The organism is Bosea sp. 685 (assembly GCF_031884435.1).
Lineage (GTDB): Bacteria > Pseudomonadota > Alphaproteobacteria > Rhizobiales > Beijerinckiaceae > Allobosea.
In genome coordinates, this window is the sequence record NZ_CP134779.1 from 3,857,597 (window position 1) to 3,879,535 (window position 21,939).

Below are 21,939 nucleotides of genomic sequence, written 5' to 3' on the forward strand. Positions count from 1 at the left end.
TGCGCCTTTCGGCTCGCAATAGCGTCACGTTTCTCCGGGACCAAACAGCTGGAGCAGGATGCGACAAAGTGGGAACCGGCTTTCGCATTGATCCTGCTCAAACTTCCGGTCTTCAGCGCTTGCGGACACCCCAGGTGATCGGGCGGTTGGCCGGCCAGGAGACATAGCCCTCGACGCGCGGATGCACCGCCTCGATGATCGGCGAGAAGTAGAGCCCGACGATCGGCACATCGGCCTGGACCTTGGCGTGGAGCGCGGCGAAGAGCTTGCCGCGCACAGCCGGGTCGTCGGTCGTATCGAGCTGCCCGAGCAGGGCGACCGCGTCGGGATCGCCATATTGCGCGGTCTTGAACCGGGTCTTGTCGCCGACGAAGGCGGCATACATCAGAGCGGGATCGAAGCGACCGGAATAGCCGAAGGACTGCATCTGGAAACGGCCGTTGAGATAGTTCGACAGCTGTGTCGCCCAGTCGATGACCTCGAGCTTCACGGCAAAGCCAGCGCCCGCCAGCATCTGCTCGATCATCACCGAATTCTGATACATGGCCTGATACTGCTTGTTGGTCTGGAGGCGCAGCGGCTCGCCCTTGTAGCCGGCCTCTTTCAGGAGGGCCCGGGCGCGCGCCGGGTCATAGGCCGGCCAGGCCGCGAAGCCTGCATTGTAGAAGGCGGTCGAGCTGCTCACCGCCGAGGCGTTGGCCGGGGCCATGCCGAGCGTCTGGGCTTCGGCGATCTGCTTCAGGTCGATCGCATGCGCGATCGCCTGCCGGATTTTGACGTTCGACAGAAGCGGATCGTCGGTCTGCAGCAAAAGCGCCGACCAGCCGAGCCCCGGCGTACTGAGGACGCGCATGCCGCGCTGCTTCATCGTCTCGATCTGGTCGGGCTCGATGTCGTGCAGGATATCGACGGCGCCGGTCAGCAGCGCCGCTTCTCGCGCGCTCGGATCGGGGATCACCTGGAACAGGACCTGCTCGACCAGCATGTCGCGGGCGCCGGAAAAGCCGTTGGCGGGTGCGGTGCTGCCGCGATACTCCGCGAATTTGTCGAGCAGGACATATTCGGCGCGCCGCCATTCCCGCAGCTTGAGCGGGCCGGAGCCGATCGGCTTGGACCATTTGCCCTCGGCATCGAGGCTGTCGGGATGCATCGCCAGCACATGGCATTGGATGTTGGCGAGCTGCTTCAGGAAGATCGCGCTCGCGCGATCGAGCTTGAACACGACGGTCTGCGGGTCGGGTGTCTCGACCGCCACCACCTTGGCACCCGACTGGCCGTTGAAGACTGGCTTGCAGGTCCAGGCGGAGGACTGGTTGAGCCGATCCCAGGACCATTTCAGCTCGGCCGAGGTCACCGGCTTGCCATTGTGGAAGGTCGCCGGGCGCAGTTTGAAAGAGTAGGTCCGGCCCTCGTCAGAGAGCGTCCAGCTTTCGGCCAGCGCCGGCCCGACATCGAGGTCGGTCTTGTAGGCGACGAGCCCCTCGAAGAGCTGGTGGATCACCGTGTCGGTGTTGGTGTCGCGGTTGACCCCCGGCTCCAGGCTGCGGATATCGGCGTTGAGCGCGACGACGAGCCGGCTGGTCGTCGGGGCCGACTGGGCGAAGGCCGCTCCCGTGGCCAATGCGCCGACAAGGGCCAATGCGACGAAAAGGACTTGGCAAAAGCTGCGTCGCATGGCCGGTCTCTTTCAAACGTTCGAGTGAAAATTACGCATCATGGCTGCGGCATCGCCTGGGCCAGGAAATCGGTCACCGCCGGGAGCAGCCCGGTATGGCGATGGGCAACGCCCTGCACGATGTCGTGGCGCACCGCGACGCCGTGGTTCTCGAAGCTCGCTTTGAGGGCGCGCATGCGCTCGGGCCGGTTCAGGCCGGCGATCTCGCCGTCGGGGCGCCATAGGGCTGAGCCTTTGGCCAGGGTGATCTCCCAGGTCTCGGTATCGTCGCCGCCGATGACCATCTGGACCGCGACCTGGCGCATCGCCTCGAGATCGATCGGACGGCCCATCACGGCCTCGAAATCGCGCACGCCGACCCAGAAATCATGCTCGAAATCGAGCAGCGTCACGATGCCGGGCGCGCCGATCGACACCGCCGAGAGGCGCTTGGGATGCAGATAGAGGAAGCGGTGGGCGAAATGGCCGCCGCCGGAAAAGCCGAACAGCGCGAAACGATCGCCGGCGATCCGGTAGCGCGCCTGCACCTCCTCGACCATGGCGAGCAGGACCGCGTCGTAGCGCACTGAGGACGGTGTCATCAGCTTGTAGGAGGAGAGCTCGCCAGGGCTCGTGATGCCGGCAGGAAACAGCGGCGCCAGCACGATGCAGCGGCTGCGTTCGGCGAAGGGGATGAAATCGTCGCGATAGGCGACCATGTCGCGCATCGTGCCGTGGACCGAGACCAGGAGCTGGTAGCGCTCCGTGCCGGCCTCGTCGTAATCCTCCGGCACATAGGCGCACCAGCTGAAGCGCGGATCGGCCTGGCAGGCATGGATCGTGGTACGGCCGAAATCATAGGCCGAGAGCTTGACGCCGTGGCGCCGGACGAAGGCCATCAGAATGTTCCTGTCGGGTTTGGATCGCGCGGCGTTGCCCGGGGCAGATGCGCCTCGATGATGGCACCGACGCGGAAGCAGAGATCCTCGCGGAAGCGCCCGGCGACGATCTGGACGCCTGCGGGGATCCCGCCTTGCGGAGCAGTCGGCACCGCAAGCCCGGGCAGGCCGAGCACCGAAATCGCCATCAGCGGGCTCTGCGCCGCCAGCACGCGGGTGGTTTCCGCAACATCCCTGAGGTCGAAGCCGACCGGGAGGGGCGGCGCATAGGAGCACGGCATCACCACGACCGGATAATCTTCGAAGAAGAGCTGCCAGTTGCGCAAAGCGAGCGAGCGCTCACCGAGCGCCGCCAGCGTGTCGGCCGCGCTGTAGCGCGGAAAGGCTTCGTCCCAGAGCGCCAGCGCGCGGCGGATGCCCGCATCGCCGTTCTGTTCGATCAGCGGCTGCAGGTTCGCCATCACATCGGCCGTGGCGAGCTTGCCCCAGAGCTCACCGATGCCGGCCAGATCCGGCGGCTCGATCTCCTCGACGATGATGCCGGCGGCTTCGAGCGCGCGGCCGGCGCTGAGCACCGCATCGGTCACGCTTGGATCGACCACGGCGCCTTTTGGCCTGGCCACCAAGGCGACGCGTAAGGGTCCGCGCAGGGGCGCAAACGGTGCCGGCACGACGCAGCGCGGATCGAGCGGGCTCGGCTGCGCCATCGCCTCGAAGGCGATCTCGCAATCGCGCACGCTGCGCGTCAGCGGGCCCTGAACCGCCATGAGCTGCGAGGAGATCGCGGCCGCTCCTTTGGCGGTCGCGTTGCTCGACGGCACCCGGCCGAAGCTTGGCCGCAGGCCGACGAGCCCGCAGCAATAGGCGGGATAGCGCACCGATCCGGCGATGTCGTTGCCATGGGCGATCGGCCCGATGCCCGCCGCCACCGCCGCGGCCGCGCCGCCGCTCGATCCGCCGGGCGTGATGCCGGCATGCCATGGGTTGAGCGTCGCGCCATGCAGCGCGTTCTCGGTGTGCCAGCGCATCGAATAGCAGGGCGTGTTGGTGCGCCCGATGATCACGGCGCCCGCATTGCGCAGATTGGCGACGACCGGGTTGTCGCTCTCGGCGACGAGATCGCGATAAGCCTCGACGCCGCCATCGGTCGGGTGGCCCTTCTGGTCGATATTGCATTTGACCGTGACGGGAATGCCGTGGAGCGGCGCGAGTGTCTCGCCGCGCGCCCGCATCGCATCGGCGGCGTCGGCGTCAGCGAGCGCCTCGGCATCGAAGCGCCGGATGACGGCGTTGAGCCTGCCGTTGACCGCATCCATGCGGGCAAGACAGGAGACGACCGCCTCGCGGCTCGACACCAGGCCGAGAGCGATCAATCGCGCGAGCTCGTGAGCCTCGATCCGCCATAGGGCGTCCGCGTCGATCCGGTCTGCGGGCGATACCGCTGGGGGCTGATCTGGCGGCATCACAGGCTCCGGCTGCAGAGCTTCCTATGGAGGCGAGAAATATGTATTTTGTCAAACCATGAGACATAAAAAAATCGCGCCACCCGCCGCGACCTCCGAGCCTCCGAGCAAGCTGCAGCGTGACCTGCTGCCGCGCATCCTCGAGATGATCCGGCAAGACGCGCTTGTACCGGGCCAGCGCTTGCCGGAGGCCGCCTTCGCGCGGCGCCTCCAGGTCTCGCGCACACCGGTGCGCGCTGCGCTGCGCCATCTCGCCGAGCGCGGCGTCATTGCCGCCTTGCCCAATGGTGGCTATGCCCTGGCGCGGCCTGCCAGCGAAATCGCCGAGAGCGAATACGCCGCGGCTTCCGCCGATCTCGACGCCTATTGCGTCGCGATCGCCAGGGATCGTGTCGCCGGCGCGCTGCCGTCGCTGGCCTCCGAAGCCGATATGATGCGACGCTACGATATCGGCCGGCCGCTGCTGCTGCGTGTTCTGAACAAGCTGGCCGGGGTCGGGCTGGTCGAGCGCCGGCCGGGCCATGGTTGGCATTTCTCGCCATTGAACGACGATGCGGCGATCGTCGAAAGCTATGCCTTCCGCCGCATCATCGAGCCGGCGGCACTGCTCGAAGCCAGCTTTGCGCCCGATCCCGCCTGGCTCGCAGAGATGCGCCGGCGCCATGAGGCGATGCTGGCGCAGCCCTGGAGCGAAACCGCGAGCGTCGCGCTTTTCGAGATGAATTGCGAATTCCACGAAGGGCTCATCGCCGCCTGCGGCAACCGCTTTCTCCTGCTGGCCTTGCAGCAGCAGAGCCGGTTGCGGCGTTACGCGAATTATTCCTGGCGCTACGGGCCGCAGCGCGTCGCGGTCTCCTGCCGCGAGCATCTCGAGATCATCGCCCGGCTGGAGGCCGGCGAGCGCGAGATCGCGGCCGTCCTGCTGCGCCGCCATCTCGACCGCGCCCGCGAGGTCAGCCTCTCCCCACGCGTCTCCAGCCTGGCTTAGCGGCTTCCTGCCTTGATCGGCCTTTGCCTGTTTTTTATGACGCAGAAATGCCGAAGCACATTCAAACCGTTCCGTGCGGCGACCGGCCACTCCCGATCATCCCCGGCGAAGCAGATCAGGATCGCAGGCCTTGCTCCCTGGACAGCCTTGCTCCCTGGACAGCCTTGCGCCCTGAAATTCTCCGGCTGTCCCCCCGTCCTGTCGCCAACCCTGTCGTCGGGATCTCGGCGCGTACCGGGAACGCGGATCAGCCTTCCCGGAACCGGGCCTTCCGGGCGTCTGTAAGGAGTGGCAAGCGGGAGTTCGGCGGCAAGGTAAGGATGCCGGCGAGCTTACGTGCAAACGCGCTTGATCAATTGAGAACCCGTTTGGGAATTTCCTGAGCCCTCATCCTGAGGAGCCATTCCGGCAGGAATGGCGTCTCGAAGGGTGCTCCAGAAGGCTCCCTTTGCAAGCTGGAGCATCCTTCGAGACGCCGCTTCGCGGCTCCTCAGGATGAGGGCTGGAGTTTCCAAACGGGCTCTGAGAACCCGCATCTGACGGCGACCATTCGAGGTTGCCATGGCGGCGCCATAGCAATCATAAGGAACGATGTTCAGCTTCTTCGATTCACTTGTTGATTCGACAGCATCGCCTCCGGGCGAGCCTCCCAGCGGACTACGAACATTCTATTGGCATTTCGTCCGCCAGGCGAAGGGCCTGTTCGCGGCGCTGTTCATGCTCGGCTTTGCGCTTGCCGTCGTTGACGCCGTGGTACCTTATCTGATCGGGCGCCTCGTCTCTGCCTTGTCGTCGGTACCGCGCGAGCGCGTTTTCGACGCGGCTGGCCATCTGCTTTTGATCATGGCGGCGATCGTGCTCCTGGTGCGGCCGCTGGGCACGATCCTGTTTCGCCTGCTCGTGAACCACTCGATCGCCGTCTCTTTCACGACGCTGATTAACTGGCAGAATTACTGGCACGTCGTCCGCCAGCCGCTCGCCTTCTTTCATGACGACTTCGCCGGGCGGTTGGCCAACCGGGTCATGCAGACGGGCCGGCCGCTGCGGGATACGATCGTCTCCTTCGTGCGCGCGGTCTGGCAGATCCTCATTTTCGGTGCGACCGCGATCGGCCTTCTCGGCACGCAGGACATTCGGCTCGCCGCGCCGATGATGGTCTGGTTTCTGCTCTACGGCGCACTCCTCGCCTACACGCTGCCGAAGGTGCAGGTCCGGTCGCGCGAGACCTCGGAGACGCGCTCGGCCATCTCCGGCAAGATCGTCGACACCTTCACCAATATGATGACCGTCAAGCTGTTCGGGCGCCGGAGCGATGATGACGCCTATATGCGCGACGGCTTCCAGCGCTTCCAGGCCGCTTTCGCCCGCCAGCAGCGACTCAATACCGTCTATGCGTTCTGCCTGGTCTGCCTCAACGCGATCCTGCTGGCGACGACGGGCGGTATCGGCGTCTGGCTGTTCTCGCAGGGACGCGTCGATGCGGGCACGCTGACGACCGCCGTTCTTCTGACAACCCAGATCATCGCCATGTCAAATTGGGTGGCGTTTGAAATCGCAGGCATTTTCGAGAATATCGGTGTCGTGCAGGAAGGCATGAAAACGATCGCGCAGCCGCTGAGCCAGCTCGACCGGCCTGACGCGCGCCCGCTCGATGCCCCCCATGGCGAGATCCGGTTCGAGGATCTGCATTTTCACTACCTGAAGCCGCAGCGCGTGGTGGACGGGCTCTCCTTGACCGTCGGCGCCGGTGAAAAGGTCGGTCTGGTCGGGCGCTCGGGCGCGGGCAAGTCCACGCTCGTCAATCTGCTGCTGCGCTTCTACGAACCGCAATCGGGCCGAATCCTGATCGACGGCCAGGACATCGCCGGTGTCACCGAGGAGTCGCTGCGCGCGCGGATCGCGGTGGTGGCACAGGATTCGTCGCTCTTGCATCGCTCCGTCGGCGAGAACATCCGCTATGCCCGCCACGACGCCGATGAGCAGATGATGCGTGACGCCGCCCGGAAGGCGCAAGCCGACGGCTTCATCGACAAGCTGGTGGACGGCAAGGGGCGCCATGGTTTCGAAGCCTTCGTCGGCGAGCGCGGCGTCAAACTCTCCGGCGGACAGCGCCAGCGCATCGCCATCGCGCGGGTGATCCTGAAGGACGCCCCGATTCTCCTGCTCGACGAGGCGACGTCATCCCTCGACTCGCAGGTCGAAGCCGCGATCCAGGATGCGCTCTCGGATCTCATGCAGGGCAAGACCGTCATCGCCATCGCGCATCGCCTCTCCACGCTGCAACTCATGGACCGGCTTGTGGTGCTGGATGGCGGGCGCATTATCGAGCAAGGCTCCCATGCGGACTTGCTTGATCTTGGCGGGCTCTACGCCGATCTGTGGGCCCATCAATCCGGAGGCTTTATCGTGCCACAGCGCCCGCAGGTTTCCCGGAAGCGGTAAGCCTCCCAGCGGGCGCAACTCCTGCTGGCTTGCAGGCGCGCCTGTCTGAGAGCCGGCTTTCGTGTAGTCCACAAGAGGCCAACCTTGGCCTCGACGCCGCGTCCGCCGTCCGATCGTCCCGCTCGATCGATGACTTGCCTATGCCGGCGAAGCGCCATGGACGGACACTGGACGATTGCCCGAAAACGGAGGTTGCCAAGGGGCTGTCCTGACTTCGGCTCCCGACCCGATCCAGTCAGAGGTGCATCGCTCGACATCACCGGTCACGATCGTTGCATGTGAAGCCTAAATTGTTGCAGCTATAACAGTCTGCGAACCTTCGCGCTGGCTGCTTCGCAGCAGCTCAACAACGGACAGAGGTCTCGCGGAGCAGGATGAAGACCCTCATTGATTCCACCAATGCGCTGATCGGCGGAATGGCGGCGATACGCCGGCAATTCGGCGTGCCCGCGCAGTTTCCGCCCGCGGTCCTTGCGGCTGCGGAAACGGCTGCCCATCGCGCGCCGACCGCGCATGTCGATCGCACGGACCGGCCTTTCGTCACGCTCGACCCCGCGACCTCAACCGATCTCGACCAGGCCTTCACGATCGAGCGCAGCGGCAGCGATCTGCTGCTGCATTACGCCATCGCCGATGTCGCCTGGTTCGTCGACGATGGCGACGTGGTCGACCGGGAATCCTGGCAGCGCGGCGCGACGCTCTATCTGCCGGACGGCAAGGCTGGGCTGTATCCGCCGGTTCTCGCCGAGGGCGCAGCGAGCCTCCTGCCCGCTGTCCTGCGGCCGGCCGTGATCTTCACCACCCGGATCGACGCCGATGGTAATGCCCATCTCGACGGTGCCGAACGGGCCGTCATCCGCAGCAGCGCCAAGCTCGCCTATGACGGGGTCAAGGCGGCCGATCTGCCTGTTGATTTCGATGAGTTCGCCCGCCGTATCGAGGCTGCCGAGAGCCGGCGCGGCGCAGCGCGCGTGGACCCGCCGGAACAGGAGGTCGACGCTCTCGGCGACGGCCGCTACCAATTGCTCTTCCGCCCGCGCCTGCGCGCCGAGGAGCAGAACGCCGCCCTGTCTCTGGCCAGCAATGTTGCAATCGCGGCTGCGCTGCTGGCGGCTCGGACCGGCCTGTTCCGGGTCATGCCGGAACCGGATCAAAAGGCCGTCCAGCGCCTGCGCCAGACCGCGCGTGCCCTGGGATTGTCATGGCCGGACATGCAGCCTCTCGTCCAGTTCGAGAAGACGCTGAATCCCACCGACAGCAGCCACGCCGCCTTCATGCTGGCGGTGCGGAGGGCCAGCGGCGGTGCAAGCTATGTTCCTTATCGCGACGGCATCGTGCCCTGGCATGCGCCGATGGCGGCGACCTATGCGCACGCCTCGGCACCGCTGCGCCGCCTCGCAGATAGCTATGTGGTGCGCGCCGCGCTCGCTGTCGCGAACGGCCAGCCGGTACCACCGGCGGTATCGGCCGCATTCGAGCAATTGCCCGCGGTGATGGCGAGGGCCGATGCGCGCGACGGGCAAATCGACCGAAACGTGATCGACCTTGCCGAAGCCCTGATGCTTCAGGGCAGCGAAGGAACCACATTCGAGGCAGTGGTGACCGATGCGGACGAGCACGGCCTGCGCATCCAGCTCTGCGAGTTGCCCGTGGTCGCGCGGGTTCACGGGCAAGGCGGCAAGCCGGGCGATCGGATCCGGGTCAAGCTGACATCCGCCGATCCCCTGCAGCACACGGTCACTTTCGAGCGAGCAGGGTGAGCCACTCTCGCCCGTTGGCCGGCGGGTACATCGGAATGCCTGACAGCAGACGTTGTCAGAGCCTGGAACGGGTCGGAAGCGGACCTGACATTTGGACTTCGATCAGGCTAGGATTGGGTCCATGGCCCCCGCGAATTCTACATCAGCCGACCAAAATCCCGATGCGATCACGCTACCGCGTGCAATCCTATTCGATCTCGACGACACGATCTTGGCCTGCGGCCAGAGGCTGGAGGTGCTGCGCCATATTGCTCGCGCGTTCGAGCCTGAGTTGGCACCATTGCAGCCCGATGACGTAGCCGAACGGCTGGATGCCGCGCTCGCAGAATTCTGGTCGGATTCAGCGCGTCACAAGATAGCCCGCTTCGGAATATCCCAAGCTCGCCGGCAGGTGATCGCCAACGCGTTTATCGCCACCGGTTTGGAGCACATGACCGAGGAACTGGCAGAGCGCTTTGCAGCTAGGTTCACGGCCTATCGTGACCAATTGACTGATTTCTTTCCAGGCGCGCGCGAAACGATCGAGATATTGAAGGCACGCGGCGTGCTGCTGGCGCTTGTCACCAATGGCGGAGCCGAAGGTCAACGCGCCAAGATCGAGCGGTTTTCGATCGCTCCACTGTTCAATCATATTCAGATCGAAGGTGAGCACGAATTCGGCAAACCCGATGAGCGCGCTTATCTCCATGCGATGAACGCTTTAGGCGTGGAGCCTCACGAAACTTGGATGGTGGGCGACAATCTGGAGTGGGAAGTGGCCGCTCCGCAGAGGCTTGGCATCTTCGCCATCTGGCATGATGGCTTCGGGAAGGGCTTGCCCGAAGGCAGTAGCGTGCGGCCTGACAGGATCATTCGGGCGATATCCGAGCTACTTAAATCCTAGATGTCGATCTTCCGCGCTAGCAGGGCTTCCCGAAGTCAGCAACGGGCCGAACTCGGCCGTCAACGGCTCGCATTCCCTGGAACTGACGCGCCCGCTCCTCGCAGCAGACGGTCAGCCCCCCAGCCCAGCCCTATCCCCGCGCCATAGGTCACGAGATTCCATGGCGAGAAGACCCGCCCGAGCAAGAGCGCGCCCGGCGTCGTCAGCCTGAAGGCGTCGAGCCAGGGCGTGTGGTAGAGGCGAAACAGCTCGACACTGAGCGCGATCGCGGCGGCAAGCGCCGCCAGCTGCACAGCCGGCCGCCGCAGGGCCAGAATGGCCAGCAGCGCATAGACCATCGCGCCCCAGAGCAGCGAGCCGCCATATTTCACGACGATGAAGGGCAGGCCGAGACCGGGGCCGAAACGCCGCAGCAGCAGGCCCGAGATGATGATCGCGAGGCAAAGCGCGAGCGCGACCCAGCGCGAGCGCGGGTTCGTTTCTGGAGAGCTCATTTCAGCCATGCATCTCGCCTTCGGCGGCGCGTTGGAAGGCCAGGCTGAAGGCCGCACCTGCCGCGGGGTCGAGAAGTTCGATCGACCCGCTGTGCGCGTTGAGCATCGCGCGGACGATGGCAAGCCCCATGCCGGTTCCGCCGCTGTCGCGGCGGGTGGTGAAGAAGCTGTCGAAGATCCGCGCCCGGTTGTTCGGGGAGACGCCGCTACCATTGTCGGAGATGGTGAGGTGGAGCCGGTCCGCCTCGACTGCGGCGACGATGGCGAGCCCGGTCGCGCCATGGCGCAGCGCATTGTCGGCGAGATGGAACAGGATGATGCGCAAATTCTCGGCGGAGATGCGGATCAAGCCATCGAGATCGCCCTCGGCCCGGATGGCGAGCTCCGGGACATCCCTCTGGAGAGCGGCGATGGCGGGCGAGAGGCTGGTCGCACCCCCGGTCGGGGTGCTTTCGGCGCGAGCAAGCTCGCGCAGGCGGTTGGTGATCGCGGTCAGGCGATGCGTGTCGGTGATGATGTTGCCGAGGAAGCGGCGGCGTTCCGCATCGCTCATCGCCCGCCCCTCGCCGGCGATGTCGTCGCGCAGCAATTCGGCCGCGCCCTCGATCGAGGTCAGGGGCGATTTCAGCTCATGCGAGACATGCGCCGCGAAGGTCGCGATGAAGTCGGAGCGGTTGTTCAGATTACCGGCCATGTCGAGGAAGCTCTGCGACAGTTTTGCGAACTCGGCGGTGCCGTGATGGCGCAAGGGGCGCATGGCGGCGCGGTCGCCATGGCCGATCGCGACCGTTCGGGCGATCAGTTCATGCACCGGGCGGGTGATGGTGCGGTGAAAGGCAAGGCCGATCAGCAGGGTCAGCGCGGCGACGGATAGCCCCGCAAGCACCACCTTGCCGCGCTCCTCGTAGAGATGGCGGAAGACGTTGCTGGGCGTGCGCGAGGCGTAGAGCACGCCGGCGACGCGGCCGCGCAGGATGATCGGCGTCGCCGCGAAGATGCGGATGCTGGTGCCGCGGCTGAGCGAATAGAGCGGCGGCGGCGCATTCTTCGAGACACGCTGGCGCAGCGTCGTGGTGAAGCGCCCGCTTAGTGCTGTCGCGACCTCCTCGACATGGGCCAGCGACAGGCCGGTCTCGTCGCGACCGGCGATCACCACCCCTTGCGGATCGAGCAGGCGGAAGCCCGCCAGCGTGACGCTCTGGGTTTCCGTAAGCAGCGGCGACAAACGCTCACCCGCCGCCCTGAAGGCCGCGCTGGCGGGCCGGGCTGCGGGCTCAGCCTCAGGCCTGCGGCCCAGCATGCCGTCGCGCGTCAGGTCGAGCCTGGGCAGGATCGGCCTGAAGGGCTCCTCGCGAGCCGATGCCGGCTCGGCTGGAACCTGCGCGCCCAGCACGGTGTCGGCAGGCAGGTTACTCTCGAAATCCTGCCGGATCACGGCGGCGAGGACCACGCTTTGCGCGATCAGCTCGGCCTCGGTCTGATGAACCAGCTGGTTCTCGTAGATCCGGAAGAAGAACAGGCCGATGAATGGCAGCGCCAGCACCGCCGTCAGCATCAGGAAGACGATCAGGCTGAGATTGGGCCGCCATTTCGAGGCGACCCGGACCGCAGGAGAGGCCGGCGTTTTCACGGCCCCGCCTCGCAGGGCCCGAGCCGGAAGCCGACCCCGTGCACGGTGTCGATCGCGCTGTCGCAGCCCAGGGCGGCGAGCTTGGCGCGGATGTTGCGGATATGGCTGTCGATCGTCCGGTCGGCGACATGGACGGCCCCGGCATAGGCGCTTTCCAGGATCTGCTCGCGGCTGAAGACCTGGCGGGGACGCGCGGCAAAGGCCTTCAGGATCGCAAACTCGATGCCGGTCAGCGCCAGGGCCTTGCCCGCGAAGCTCGCCAGATGGGCTTCCGGGTCAAGCTGCAGCGCGCCGCGCGACAGCGGCTCGACCGGCGCCGCAACGACGGCCCTGCCGGGGCGCGTGCGCTTCAGGATCACGCTGACGCGCGCCACCAGCTCGCGCGGGCTGAACGGCTTGGTGACATAGTCGTCGCCGCCGATTTCGAGACCCAGGACCCGGTCGATCTCCTCGTCCCGCGCCGACAAAAACAGGATCGGCGCGTCCGAGGATCTGCGCAATTGCCGGCAGACCTCGAGCCCGTCCATTTCGGGCATGCCGATGTCGAGAATGACGAGGTCGGCAGGCTGCCGTCTGAAGCTCTCCAGCGCTTGGGCTCCATCGCGCGCGATCACCGTCGCCATGCCGGCCTTCTCGAGCGCGAAACAGATGACCTCGCGGATATGGCTGTCGTCATCGACCACAAGTATGCGGGGCGCCATTGTCGCGTGCCTGTCACTGGCCGGGCGTGGCCGGGCTGCGGTTGACCCCGAATGGGGCATCGGGAGTGTTAGCCAAGTAGCGCGACAGGCGCCACGCGCGAAAGCCCCAGGCTCGCCAATCCGCCTGTTCCAGGCGCTGCCCGTCCGCCATGCGGTCGCGAGCTGTCGGGAGCCTGTTCACGTTCCAGCTCCAGGACGAGCCCGCAACGGTGCGCCCGACGGCTGCGATGCGCGGCGCGTAGCGGTCGATCGCGGGGATGGCCTGGGGGCCGAGTGAGGTCAGATAGTGGAAATCGAGACGCGGGCCGGTGCCGCGCAATTCCTGGGAATGGCGGAAATTATAGTTCGCGATCACGGCTGGCGTGTTGACGAAGCAGAAGCCGTAGAGGGTCAGCGCCAGCGTGGCGGCATTGGCCGAGACGAGCCAGTTCGTCGATTTGCGGCCGCTGATCTGGATGACGATCAGCACCAGGCCGATGGCGACGAGCAGCATCCAGATGAAGGCGACAAGACGCAGCCAGGTCAGCGAATAGACGGCGACATAGAGGTCCAGCCGCAGCAGCGACGAGACCATCAGCATGATGTTCTGGCCGACCCAGGCGAGCACCAGCGGCCGGATCGCAGCTTTGCGCTCGGAGGGGCCGGCCGGGCGCATCGCGATCATCACGAAAACCGCCGCCAGCAGCGCGGTGACGACAAGCGGATAGGCGCCGCGATGGGCATAAGTCGCGTAGCTCATGCCGTTGGGCAGCGCCACGCCACCCCAGAGATAGGCGATGTCGAGGCAGGTCTGCACCGCAAACAGCGCGTTGAACAGGACCAGCGACCGCAGGATCGCCGCGTCGCCGAACAGCCCGTAGGGATCGAGCGTCGACGCCTTGGCGGCTGGCGCCGCCAGCTCTTGCGTCGTCTGCTCTTGCGCCGCCATTTGCTGCGCCTTGCGCTTGCGGGCCGCCCGGACATGCAGCATCGGCCAGACCAGGCACAGGATCAGGAGCCAGAACAGGGCCCGCCATGGCGAGAGCAGGTTGAAGAGCAGGCGCAGGTCGATCCGCCTCAGCCAGCTTTCCAGGAGCGGATTGGCGGAGGCAAACAGCGTCGCGAAGACGCTGAGGAAGGCGAGCGGGATGATCCAGCTCGTCACCCAGCCGAGCCCGCCCGGGGCTTTCCCGCGCCGCGCTGAGAGGCGGCTGACGCGTCCGATATCGCCGAGCAGCCTGAAGGCGCCGGCAAGCAGGATCCGCCTCGCCTCCCGCATCTGCTCCTGCCAGCGGGCCTGCCGTTGCTGGCTGATCATCACGGCAAAGATCATTGTCGAGAGGATCGCCAGCGATGCGGAGAGCAGATCGACCGCCTCGACGATGGCTAGCAGCCCAGCGCCCAGCAACAGCAGCGCCAGCGCGCGGCTGCGACCGCGGGCCCTGACCGGGTTCGCCCAGAGCGAGGCCGCGGCTAGCACTGCAAGAAAATAGGCGAGCGAGATGCCCAGCGCATGGCCGTAGAACAGGAGATCGGCCAGGAGCACGAGACTGGCTGCGAGCCCGAGCCGGGCCTGCAGCCAGCGCCTTGGCCGGGCTGTGGGCGGGCGCGCCGTCATCTCTGCCGGGACCGGGGTGGAGTTTGAGATCGGGATGGATGGGACTGGCATGAGTCTTGGGCCTCGCTGAGGGCGGTTTGCGGCGCGCGGGAGCGGCGCGGCAGAGCGGGAAAAACGGACATGGTGGCGTCGGCAGAGGGCGCGCTTGCCACGAGCCACCAGCCATCCCGGGCCAGCCGCCGGGGCAAGGATGATGTGAAAGCGCGGGGAGCGATGATCTCGGCCATGCCGCAGTCATGCGCCCGCCGCTTGCAGCGCCGGTCGGGGCCAGGATCAGGATTTCAGGATTATTGTGCAGATTTCGTGCAAGCGCCGCGCGGCGCAAGCCATTGCGCGCGCATCCCGGGAGCATCAACCCGGCAGCGAAGCGGCCACCGGTCCGCCTGAAGACAACGCGTCAAAACAAGGAGCAGGAGCAATCGAACGGTCCGATTGGATCAATCCCGCTCTAGAAGCTGACCCTCAACTGCGCTGTGCCGCCGACGCGGCGCGTGTTTGCCGAGAGTTCGGAATCGACGCGCAGGCCGAGGCTGACGCTTTGGCTCAGCCTGATATCCGCGCCGGCGGCAAGCAGGGCGGCGTTACGGTCGGGCCGGGCGCCGGCGGCGGTGAAGCTCGCGCCGGGCAGGCCGTTGAGCGAGGCGGCGAAGTCGGCGTCGCGCTGGTAGTAGTGGGCCCAGGCGGCGCGGACGAAGCCCGTGACCGGTGTCGCGGCCACCATCAGCTTCGCGTCGATCTGCAAGCCGAGTTCGCTGCGGCTGGTGATGTCGGAGCGGCGGGCAAGCGTCAGCGTGCCGGGGGCCGCACCCGATCCGTCGCTCTCGATCGCGGCCGGGCTCGTCGCGCGCACCGCCTGGAAGGCGGCGAGCGGCGAGAGCGTGAGGCCAGCCCGGTTCGCGACTGCCCAGTTCGCCACCGGCAGGCTCGCCTCGATCCGCCCGCTCCAGGCCTGCGTTGCGTAGGAGGCGGTGACGCCGCTGCGGGCGAGCGCGGGAATGGCGCGTGTGGTGTCCGTGTCGAGCCGGGCATAGCCGAGCGCTGCGGCCAGATTGACGGCTGCAAGCGTGGTGCGCCCGTACAGCCCGGCCTGAAAGACATCGGCCTGTGCCTTGCCGAGCCCGCCCGAGAGCGAGGCGCGCGACTGGCCGCCGGCGACCGCGACGCCCGCCACCGTGTTGGAGCCGAGCCGGATGTCGGCACCGACCGCGGCATGACCGTCGGAGAGATTGCGGCGCGCGGAGCCCACTGCCCGGTCGCCATCGCTGCGGCCGGTCGAGCCGAAGCTCGCGCCCCAGACCGAAAAGCGCGCGGGGTCGAAGCTCGCCCGGCCCGGCCCGTCCTGTCTGGAGGGCCGGTCGGCGGTGAAGCCGGCGGCGCCGCCCGGCCCTCCAGGCTGGCCCGAGAGCCGCCCAGCGCCGGAGCCGTCGAGCATGGTGGCGAGGAACTGGCCCGCCGCGCTGTTGGCCATGGCGGGCGCGGCGGCATGGACCTCGCCCGAGAGCTGGTTCACGGCTGCGGGGATCGTGGCGGCCGGCAGGTTGTAGATCGCAAACAGCGCCGATGGATCAGCCCCATTGGCCACCGCCGCGTCGATGCCCGTCGCCACCGCAAGCGCATTGGCCGGGCGGCCCAGCCCGAGGCGGGGCGCGGGGGCGGGCGTCGGATTGGGCGAGACAACCGGCGGCGGCGTGGGGTCGGCGACGATCGGCGCCAGCGGCTTCGGCGCCAGGGTCAGCGTGACGTCGGTTCCGCTATAGGCGATGCTCGTGCTGACGCCGTCGCCGAAGGAGCCGGCCGTGTCGAGGGTTCCAAAGCTCGTGCCGCTAAGCCCGCCCGCCGCCGAGAGCAGCGTATAGGGCGCGGAGAAGAGATAGGCCCCGCCGAGCGGCACCAGCCGCAAAGTACCCGCGAGCGCGGCCGTCCCCGTGACATTGACCCTGTCCGATACCGCGCCCTGAACCTCGGCGAGATAAAGCGAGCCCGCCCCCAGCACGAGGTTGCCGTTGACCGTCAGCGTGCCCGGCGAATTGCCCGGTGCGAGCGTGCCGTTGACCGTGGTCGAGGGCAGTTGGCCGGAGCCGCCCAGCGTTGCACCGGCTGCCACGGTGAGACCCGAGGACGATGCGATCGAGCTGTTCACCACCAGCTTGCCGGCATCGACGCTGGTGGCTCCGGTATAGGTGATCGTACCGGTCAGAACCGTCGTCCCGGTGCCCGACTGGATCAGTGCTCCCGTGCCGGAGATGTCATTATTCACCGTCAGCACATCCGAGCGCTTGAAGGCCAGGGTGCTCGTGTTGACGACGGCACCCGTGCCGAGCGTCCCGGAGGTGCCGCCGTTCCCGATCTGCAGCGGGCCGCCGAAAATCTCCGTCGTGCCGGTATAGCTGTTGCTTCCTGTCAGGATCGTCGTTCCTGCCCCGTCCCGGGACAGCCGACCCGTTCCTGAAATGTCATTGCCGATGACAACATCATCGGAGCGCTGGATGTGCAGGAGACCGTTGTTGACGACGGCACCCGTGCCCAGCGTCCCGGAAGGGCCGCCGCCCCCGACATTCAGCACACCACTGCTGATCGTCGTTGTCCCCGTGTAAGTGTTGGCTCCTGTCAAGATCGTCATTCCGCTGCTGGACTGGACCAGAGAGCCGGTTCCGGAAATCGGGTTGCTGACGACATGCGCATCCGAGCGGGCGAACGTCAGGACGCCATTGTTGATGACCGCACCGGTGCCCAGGGTCCCGGAGGTGGCACCGCTCCCGATTTGCAGCGTGCCGGCGCTGATCGTCGTCGTGCCGGTGTAAGCATTGGTGCCCGTCAGCGTCAGGGTTCCAGTGCCCGCCTTGACCAGCGAGCCGGCGCCGGAGAGCACACCAGAGAAGGTCGTGCTGCCGCCGTCCGCGCCCGCGCTCAGGGTTGCCGCCCCCAGCGTCACTGCGCCTGCGCCCGCAAGCGAGCCAATTGCCTGGTTGAAGCCGTTGAGGTCGAGCGTCGCACCGGTCGCGACGGTGAAGGCCGAGTTCGGTGCGAAGCTGCCTGCCGCCCCCGCGCGCAAGGTGCCGGCATCGACCAAGGTCGTGCCGGTATAGGTGTTCAGTCCCGACAGTGTCAGCACGTCCCCGCCGACCTTGGTCAGCGATGTCTGCCCGGTGCCGTCGCGGATCACTCCGGAGAAGGTCGAGGCGAAGGCGCTATTGTCGGCCGTCAGCGTCGCCGCCGCGCCGCTGTCATTGGTGACGGTGCCGCCACCTGCCAGGCCATGCACTGTCGCTGGGCCGTTGATGTCCAGCGTTCCGCCGGCGGCGATTTCGGTGCTGGTCGCTGCGTCGGTGATGAGCGCGCCGTTGCTCCCCAGTCTCACGATGCCGCCATCGACGAAGAAGAAGATATCCGACATGGTCACGGATGACGGGCTGAGGATGACCGTGCCGTTGTCCGTGGCATGCCCGGTGCGGAAAGAGGCGCCGCCCCCGACGAACGCGCCGGTCATGGTCAAGGTTTGGCCCGTCGAGGCGGAAAGCCAGGCCTGACTCGCGCTTATGACCAGGAAGTTGTTCGCGAGCGTGCCGGTCAATGTCGCGTTGAGGCGGCCGCCGCCCATCGAGACCTGTCCGGAGCCCAACGCCGCCATATTGGCGAGATTGACGACCCCGCTGCCAGAGATGCTCGTTCCGCCGGAATAGGTGTTGGTGCCCGAGAGGGTGAACGTGCCGCTGCCGCTCTTGGCGACAGTGCCCGAGCCCGAGATGACGCCGCTGATCGTGCCGTTTCCTGCGCCTTCGAGGCTGAGCGCATTGCCGCCCGTAGCGATCGTGCCGCTGAAGATCGCGGTCGTGTCCAGCACATTGATCGCGCTGGAGCCGGTCAGCGTGACGTTGTTGCCGATGGCGCGCGCACCCGTGGTCGCCAGCGTGCCGCCATTCAGCGTGACTAAACCGGTGCTGAAGGCCGAATCGCTGCCTGCGATGATTGAGCCGGCATTGATCGTCGTCCCGCCATTATAGAGATTGGTGCCCGACAGAGTAAGCGCGCCGTTACCGACCTTGGTGAGGGCAACGAATTCCTGGATCGTGCCGGCATAGGTCGTGCTCGAACCTAGGCCGCCCACCGACAGAGTTTGTGCCACCCCGACGGCTCGTATTATCCCGGCGCCCTCGATCGAACCGATCGACAGCGAGTCACCGGCGCCCATGGTCAGATTCAGGAACCCACTCTGGCCGATAAATCGCGAGCCCGCAGCCGAGGCCCCGGCGCTAAACTGGATCGAGCCGCTGCCTGGTCCAGCAACAAGTGCCGTCGCGCCGGCAACCGTGCCAGAGATGACGAACCCGCCCCCCGCTCCTGCAAACAGCGTCTGCTCGAAGGCCGAATTATTGGTGATGCTGCCGATATACAGAACGTTGCCGGGGGCCGTCGACAGCGTGTAACCGAGCGCGTTGTTGTTGTACTCGAGCAGCGTGAGTGTACCGCCGCTGGACGTAACGGTGACATTTTGCACCGCCGTGGGGCTGTTCGTGAAGGTCGCCGTTGTCGGCACCCCTCCGCCAACCCAGTTCGAACCGAGGTTGAAGTCCCCGGTGGCGCCTAGCCAGTCCGCCCCACGCGCGGTGCCGGGCATCATCGCAGCAACGGCGATGGCGACACCGGTCATCAGCGTTGTGCCCAACAGCGCACCGCGCCACCGCGAAAACGTCATGGCGGCGAGGTCAGGGCCTATCAAAAGTGTCATTTTATGCCAGCCCCCAGAGCATCGAATTATTGGCAGAGGCAGGCCCAACCCTGTCACATTGCCCAAAAAGGCCTACGGACGTCAGGTCAGCGTCAGGAGCCATTGTTATGCACCTCGTAGCGCCGGCCGTAGTTTGGCCGGCAGAGCCGGGGGTCCCTGTCGCGGCGATAGCCGGAGCCCACCGCCACACAGCCATGAACACCGCCGGTGCCGCCTCGGGCACCAGCAAGCGAAAGCGACATTGGAAGTGACGGCACGACGAAAGCTGTCGTCCTGCGCAGAGCGCGGCACAAATCGTAGCCCATCAATCCCCCAGCCATCGCCATCGCAGCGATCCCCTGCGCGATACGTTCAGCAATGTAACTCAGGGCGGCCGGACCTACTTGACGCTGCGTCCGCTATCTTTTGATATTCCGTTCCGGGAATGAGGCGTTGCGGATTTGCAACGGGCGCGGGGGAGACGGTTGATGACGGACGAGAATCGGCAACCGAGCGACTCAGGCGACAGCGAGTCCGCGGCCGAGCAGGCCCTCGGCGGCCCGCAGATCGCCATCGTGCTGCCGCCGACGGCGGACGGCGCCTCGTTCAAGGCCTGGCAGCACCATCTCACCTTCGCCTGCAGCGCCGAGCTCGTCACACCGAGCGATGCCCCGGCGTTCCACGCCTCGACCAGCCTCTACATGCTCGACCGCTTCATCCTCAGCTTGTCGACCAGCTCGCATGCGAACCACCTCGTCCGCACCGCCAAGGATGCGGCGCGCACCGGCGTCGACCACGTCAACATCTCGCTGCATCTCGAAGGCAGCTATGAAGGCACCTGCGGCAGCCGCGCCTTCCACACCAGGCCCGGCGATGTCAGCTTCATCGATTTCGGCCTGCCCTTCGACTTCGAAACCGCGCCCTATCGCACGCTGGCGCTGACGGTGCCGCGCAGCGCCATGCCCGAGGCCCTGCGCCAGCGCGCGATCCATGGCCTCGTGCCGGATGCGAAGTTGCCGGCCACGCGCCTCCTGTCGCAATTGATGCGGGATGTTTACGCGGCCCTGCCGGGCCTGACATTGGGCCAGGGCATCGCCTCTGCCAGCGCCATCGTCGAGCTGGCGATCGCGGCCTCGCAGGGCGACCATGGCCCGCGCGAGGAACTCACGCCCGCCGATCTCGACCTGTTCAGCCGGGCTCAGATGCATATCGAACGTTCGCTGGGCGATTTCGGCCTGACCGTCACGTCACTCACGCGCACGCTCAACGCCACGCGCGGCGCACTCTACCGCGCCTTCGGCGAGCATGGCGGCGTGCAGGCCTATATCAGCGAGCGCCGGCTCCAGCGCTGCTACGAGGTCATCAACGGCGACGACCGCACCAGCGAGACGCTCAGCGCCATCGCCTTCTCCTACGGCTTCCGCAGCGAGGCGCATTTCAGCCGCGTCTTCAAGGAGCGCTTCGGCATGGCCCCGCGCGAGCTGCGCGCCGTGGCCCGCCAGCGCGGCGTCGACATGCTGCCGCCGACCACGGTCGGCGTGGCGCCGGACCGTCTCCAGAAGCTTGGGCGCTGATAGGTTTGGGCGCTGATAGTTCTTGGGCGCTGATAGGCACAGCCTGCGAACCGCTCATGCAAGCCGCGAAGACGGGACGAGGGACGCGTTGTGCTTCGACGATATCTTGCGCCCGAGCGTGATCATCGGGCGTTCGACCGTTCGGTAGACCAGCCAGGATACCATCAAGGTCGCGCCGGTGCAGAGCAGCATCGTGGCGATGTCGCCGAACTCACCGGTCAAGGGCAGGACGCGATAGACGAGCGCATTGACCGGCCCGTGGAACAGATACATCGAATAGCTGATCAGCCCGATCCGCGCGAGCAGGGCCGAACGCGGCCGACCCAGCCCGACCGCGGCGAGGAAGACCGCGAAGGCGAGCATATAGGCGCTCAGGACAGGCGTGAGCCCCTCCATGATGAAATTGTCGCCGCGCGCCAGGGAAAATTGCGAGACCGAGAGCAGCGCAGCGAGCTGCACGAGACCGAGAACCAGCACTGAGAGGCGCGCTCCCGGCATTCTTTCGGCGAGCCATAGCCGCAGGAGCAGGCCCAGGAACAGGAACGACAGATGCATGCCGAGATACTGGATCGGCAGATTGACGAGACCGTGCATGCGCAGCTGGACGGGCAGGACCGTCGCGGCAACCAGGGCCAGGCTCAAGATGAGCAGAACAGCGATATCTCTCAACCTCCCGGCCCAGAACAACAGCGCGGCGAGTGCATAGAACAGCAGCTCGATGAACAAGGTCCAATAGATCGGGGAGAGCCAGGTCTGGCCGAAGAGCGACGGCGCCATGGTCATGTTGGCCAGCACGGTCGCCGCCCGTGGCGTCTCCCCGGAGAACCAGCCGATCGTCACGAGCACCAGCAGCGCCAACCACAGCGCGGGATAGAGCCGAAACAGCCGCGAGACGGCAAAATGGCGGAGCGGCCGCTCGCCGTCGATGCTGAACGGCACGACGAAACCGCTGATCAGGAAGAACAGCGCCACACCGAACCGGCCCAGGCTCAGATTCTGGACGACCCACCCGGCGAGCGTGCTCACCGGGCCCGAGGCGGACGGGACTTGCCTGATGAGATCGCCGAACATGTGCTCGACCATGACGCCAAGCGCCGCGATGGCCCGCAACGCGTCGAGATTGGCGTAGCGCTGTCGGGGCATGCCGGG

At 66.4% G+C, this 21,939-nt stretch carries 14 protein-coding genes; 5 read left to right on the forward strand and 9 right to left on the reverse strand.

Features of this window, described 5'->3' with window-relative positions; genetic code table 11:
* Positions 1-112 precede the first annotated feature (112 nt).
* The 3 genes from RMR04_RS19335 to RMR04_RS19345 are packed head-to-tail and all read right to left on the reverse strand — an operon-like array spanning position 113 to position 4,016.
* Positions 113-1,675, reverse strand: a complete 1,563-nt coding sequence (locus RMR04_RS19335; RefSeq protein WP_311909954.1) for an ABC transporter substrate-binding protein — start codon at positions 1,673-1,675, stop codon at positions 113-115.
* Positions 1,676-1,713: 38 nt separating this feature from the next.
* Positions 1,714-2,553 carry an alpha/beta hydrolase gene (locus RMR04_RS19340; protein ID WP_311909955.1) on the reverse strand — a complete coding sequence of 280 codons (840 nt, stop codon included), beginning with the start codon at positions 2,551-2,553 and terminating at the stop codon, positions 1,714-1,716.
* The gene (locus RMR04_RS19345; protein WP_311909956.1) at positions 2,553-4,016 is read right to left on the reverse strand and encodes an amidase; all 1,464 of its coding nucleotides are present in this window, start codon (positions 4,014-4,016) and stop codon (positions 2,553-2,555) included. Before RMR04_RS19345 ends, RMR04_RS19340 begins: the two co-directional genes overlap by 1 nt.
* A gap of 58 nt (positions 4,017-4,074) precedes the next feature.
* On the opposite strand from RMR04_RS19345, the gene RMR04_RS19350 reads away from it, so the two are divergent.
* The 4 genes from RMR04_RS19350 to RMR04_RS19365 all read left to right on the forward strand — a co-directional run bounded on the left by RMR04_RS19350 (position 4,075) and on the right by RMR04_RS19365 (position 10,089).
* Positions 4,075-5,004 carry an FCD domain-containing protein gene (locus tag RMR04_RS19350; RefSeq protein WP_311909957.1) on the forward strand — a complete coding sequence of 310 codons (930 nt, stop codon included), beginning with the start codon at positions 4,075-4,077 and terminating at the stop codon, positions 5,002-5,004.
* Between the two features lie 591 nt (positions 5,005-5,595).
* Positions 5,596-7,446 carry an ABC transporter ATP-binding protein gene (locus tag RMR04_RS19355; protein WP_311909958.1) on the forward strand — a complete coding sequence of 617 codons (1,851 nt, stop codon included), beginning with the start codon at positions 5,596-5,598 and terminating at the stop codon, positions 7,444-7,446.
* Between the two features lie 374 nt (positions 7,447-7,820).
* Positions 7,821-9,206: an RNB domain-containing ribonuclease gene (locus RMR04_RS19360; RefSeq protein ID WP_311909959.1), complete on the forward strand. Its 1,386-nt coding sequence runs from the start codon at positions 7,821-7,823 to the stop codon at positions 9,204-9,206.
* Between the two features lie 121 nt (positions 9,207-9,327).
* Complete coding sequence (locus RMR04_RS19365) at positions 9,328-10,089, forward strand: HAD family hydrolase (RefSeq protein ID WP_311909960.1); 762 nt, start codon at positions 9,328-9,330, stop codon at positions 10,087-10,089.
* 59 nt (positions 10,090-10,148) lie between these two features.
* On the opposite strand, the gene RMR04_RS19370 is transcribed toward RMR04_RS19365, so the two are convergent.
* The 5 genes from RMR04_RS19370 to RMR04_RS19390 all read right to left on the reverse strand — a co-directional run bounded on the left by RMR04_RS19370 (position 10,149) and on the right by RMR04_RS19390 (position 19,204).
* On the reverse strand, positions 10,149-10,592 hold the full coding sequence (locus RMR04_RS19370) for a ribosomal maturation YjgA family protein (protein ID WP_410492137.1): 444 nt from the start codon (positions 10,590-10,592) through the stop codon (positions 10,149-10,151).
* Positions 10,585-12,138 carry a sensor histidine kinase gene (locus RMR04_RS19375; protein ID WP_410492276.1) on the reverse strand — a complete coding sequence of 518 codons (1,554 nt, stop codon included), beginning with the start codon at positions 12,136-12,138 and terminating at the stop codon, positions 10,585-10,587. The genes RMR04_RS19370 and RMR04_RS19375 overlap by 8 nt, the downstream gene beginning before the upstream one ends.
* 71 nt (positions 12,139-12,209) lie before the next feature.
* Positions 12,210-12,914 (reverse strand): response regulator, encoded by a 705-nt coding sequence (locus RMR04_RS19380; RefSeq protein ID WP_311909962.1) that lies wholly within the window; start codon positions 12,912-12,914, stop codon positions 12,210-12,212.
* A 13-nt stretch (positions 12,915-12,927) separates the two neighbouring features.
* Positions 12,928-14,562 (reverse strand): DUF4153 domain-containing protein, encoded by a 1,635-nt coding sequence (locus tag RMR04_RS19385; RefSeq protein WP_311909963.1) that lies wholly within the window; start codon positions 14,560-14,562, stop codon positions 12,928-12,930.
* Between the two features lie 397 nt (positions 14,563-14,959).
* Positions 14,960-19,204 (reverse strand): autotransporter domain-containing protein, encoded by a 4,245-nt coding sequence (locus RMR04_RS19390; RefSeq protein WP_311909964.1) that lies wholly within the window; start codon positions 19,202-19,204, stop codon positions 14,960-14,962.
* Between the two features lie 500 nt (positions 19,205-19,704).
* Here RMR04_RS19390 and RMR04_RS19395 point away from each other — a divergent pair, with 500 nt between their 5' ends.
* Complete coding sequence (locus tag RMR04_RS19395) at positions 19,705-20,790, forward strand: AraC-like ligand-binding domain-containing protein (protein ID WP_311909965.1); 1,086 nt, start codon at positions 19,705-19,707, stop codon at positions 20,788-20,790.
* Positions 20,791-20,844: 54 nt separating this feature from the next.
* Here the strand turns inward: RMR04_RS19395 and RMR04_RS19400 are convergent, their stop codons facing one another.
* Positions 20,845-21,933 (reverse strand): acyltransferase family protein, encoded by a 1,089-nt coding sequence (locus RMR04_RS19400; protein ID WP_311909966.1) that lies wholly within the window; start codon positions 21,931-21,933, stop codon positions 20,845-20,847.
* Positions 21,934-21,939: the final 6 nt, after the last annotated feature.

What these genes read in the sequence shown, in the direction of transcription:
- RMR04_RS19335 (WP_311909954.1), bottom strand. Translation starts at nt 1,675, where the DNA reads ATGCGACGCAGCTTTTGCCAAGTCCTTTTCGTCGCATTGGCCCTTGTC.
- RMR04_RS19340 (WP_311909955.1), bottom strand. Translation starts at nt 2,553, where the DNA reads ATGGCCTTCGTCCGGCGCCACGGCGTCAAGCTCTCGGCCTATGATTTC.
- RMR04_RS19345 (WP_311909956.1), bottom strand. Translation starts at nt 4,016, where the DNA reads ATGCCGCCAGATCAGCCCCCAGCGGTATCGCCCGCAGACCGGATCGAC.
- RMR04_RS19350 (WP_311909957.1), top strand. Translation starts at nt 4,075, where the DNA reads ATGAGACATAAAAAAATCGCGCCACCCGCCGCGACCTCCGAGCCTCCG.
- RMR04_RS19355 (WP_311909958.1), top strand. Translation starts at nt 5,596, where the DNA reads ATGTTCAGCTTCTTCGATTCACTTGTTGATTCGACAGCATCGCCTCCG.
- RMR04_RS19360 (WP_311909959.1), top strand. Translation starts at nt 7,821, where the DNA reads ATGAAGACCCTCATTGATTCCACCAATGCGCTGATCGGCGGAATGGCG.
- RMR04_RS19365 (WP_311909960.1), top strand. Translation starts at nt 9,328, where the DNA reads ATGGCCCCCGCGAATTCTACATCAGCCGACCAAAATCCCGATGCGATC.
- RMR04_RS19370 (WP_410492137.1), bottom strand. Translation starts at nt 10,592, where the DNA reads ATGGCTGAAATGAGCTCTCCAGAAACGAACCCGCGCTCGCGCTGGGTC.
- RMR04_RS19375 (WP_410492276.1), bottom strand. Translation starts at nt 12,138, where the DNA reads ATGCTGACGGCGGTGCTGGCGCTGCCATTCATCGGCCTGTTCTTCTTC.
- RMR04_RS19380 (WP_311909962.1), bottom strand. Translation starts at nt 12,914, where the DNA reads ATGGCGCCCCGCATACTTGTGGTCGATGACGACAGCCATATCCGCGAG.
- RMR04_RS19385 (WP_311909963.1), bottom strand. Translation starts at nt 14,562, where the DNA reads ATGCCAGTCCCATCCATCCCGATCTCAAACTCCACCCCGGTCCCGGCA.
- RMR04_RS19390 (WP_311909964.1), bottom strand. Translation starts at nt 19,204, where the DNA reads ATGACGTTTTCGCGGTGGCGCGGTGCGCTGTTGGGCACAACGCTGATG.
- RMR04_RS19395 (WP_311909965.1), top strand. Translation starts at nt 19,705, where the DNA reads ATGACGGACGAGAATCGGCAACCGAGCGACTCAGGCGACAGCGAGTCC.
- RMR04_RS19400 (WP_311909966.1), bottom strand. Translation starts at nt 21,933, where the DNA reads ATGCCCCGACAGCGCTACGCCAATCTCGACGCGTTGCGGGCCATCGCG.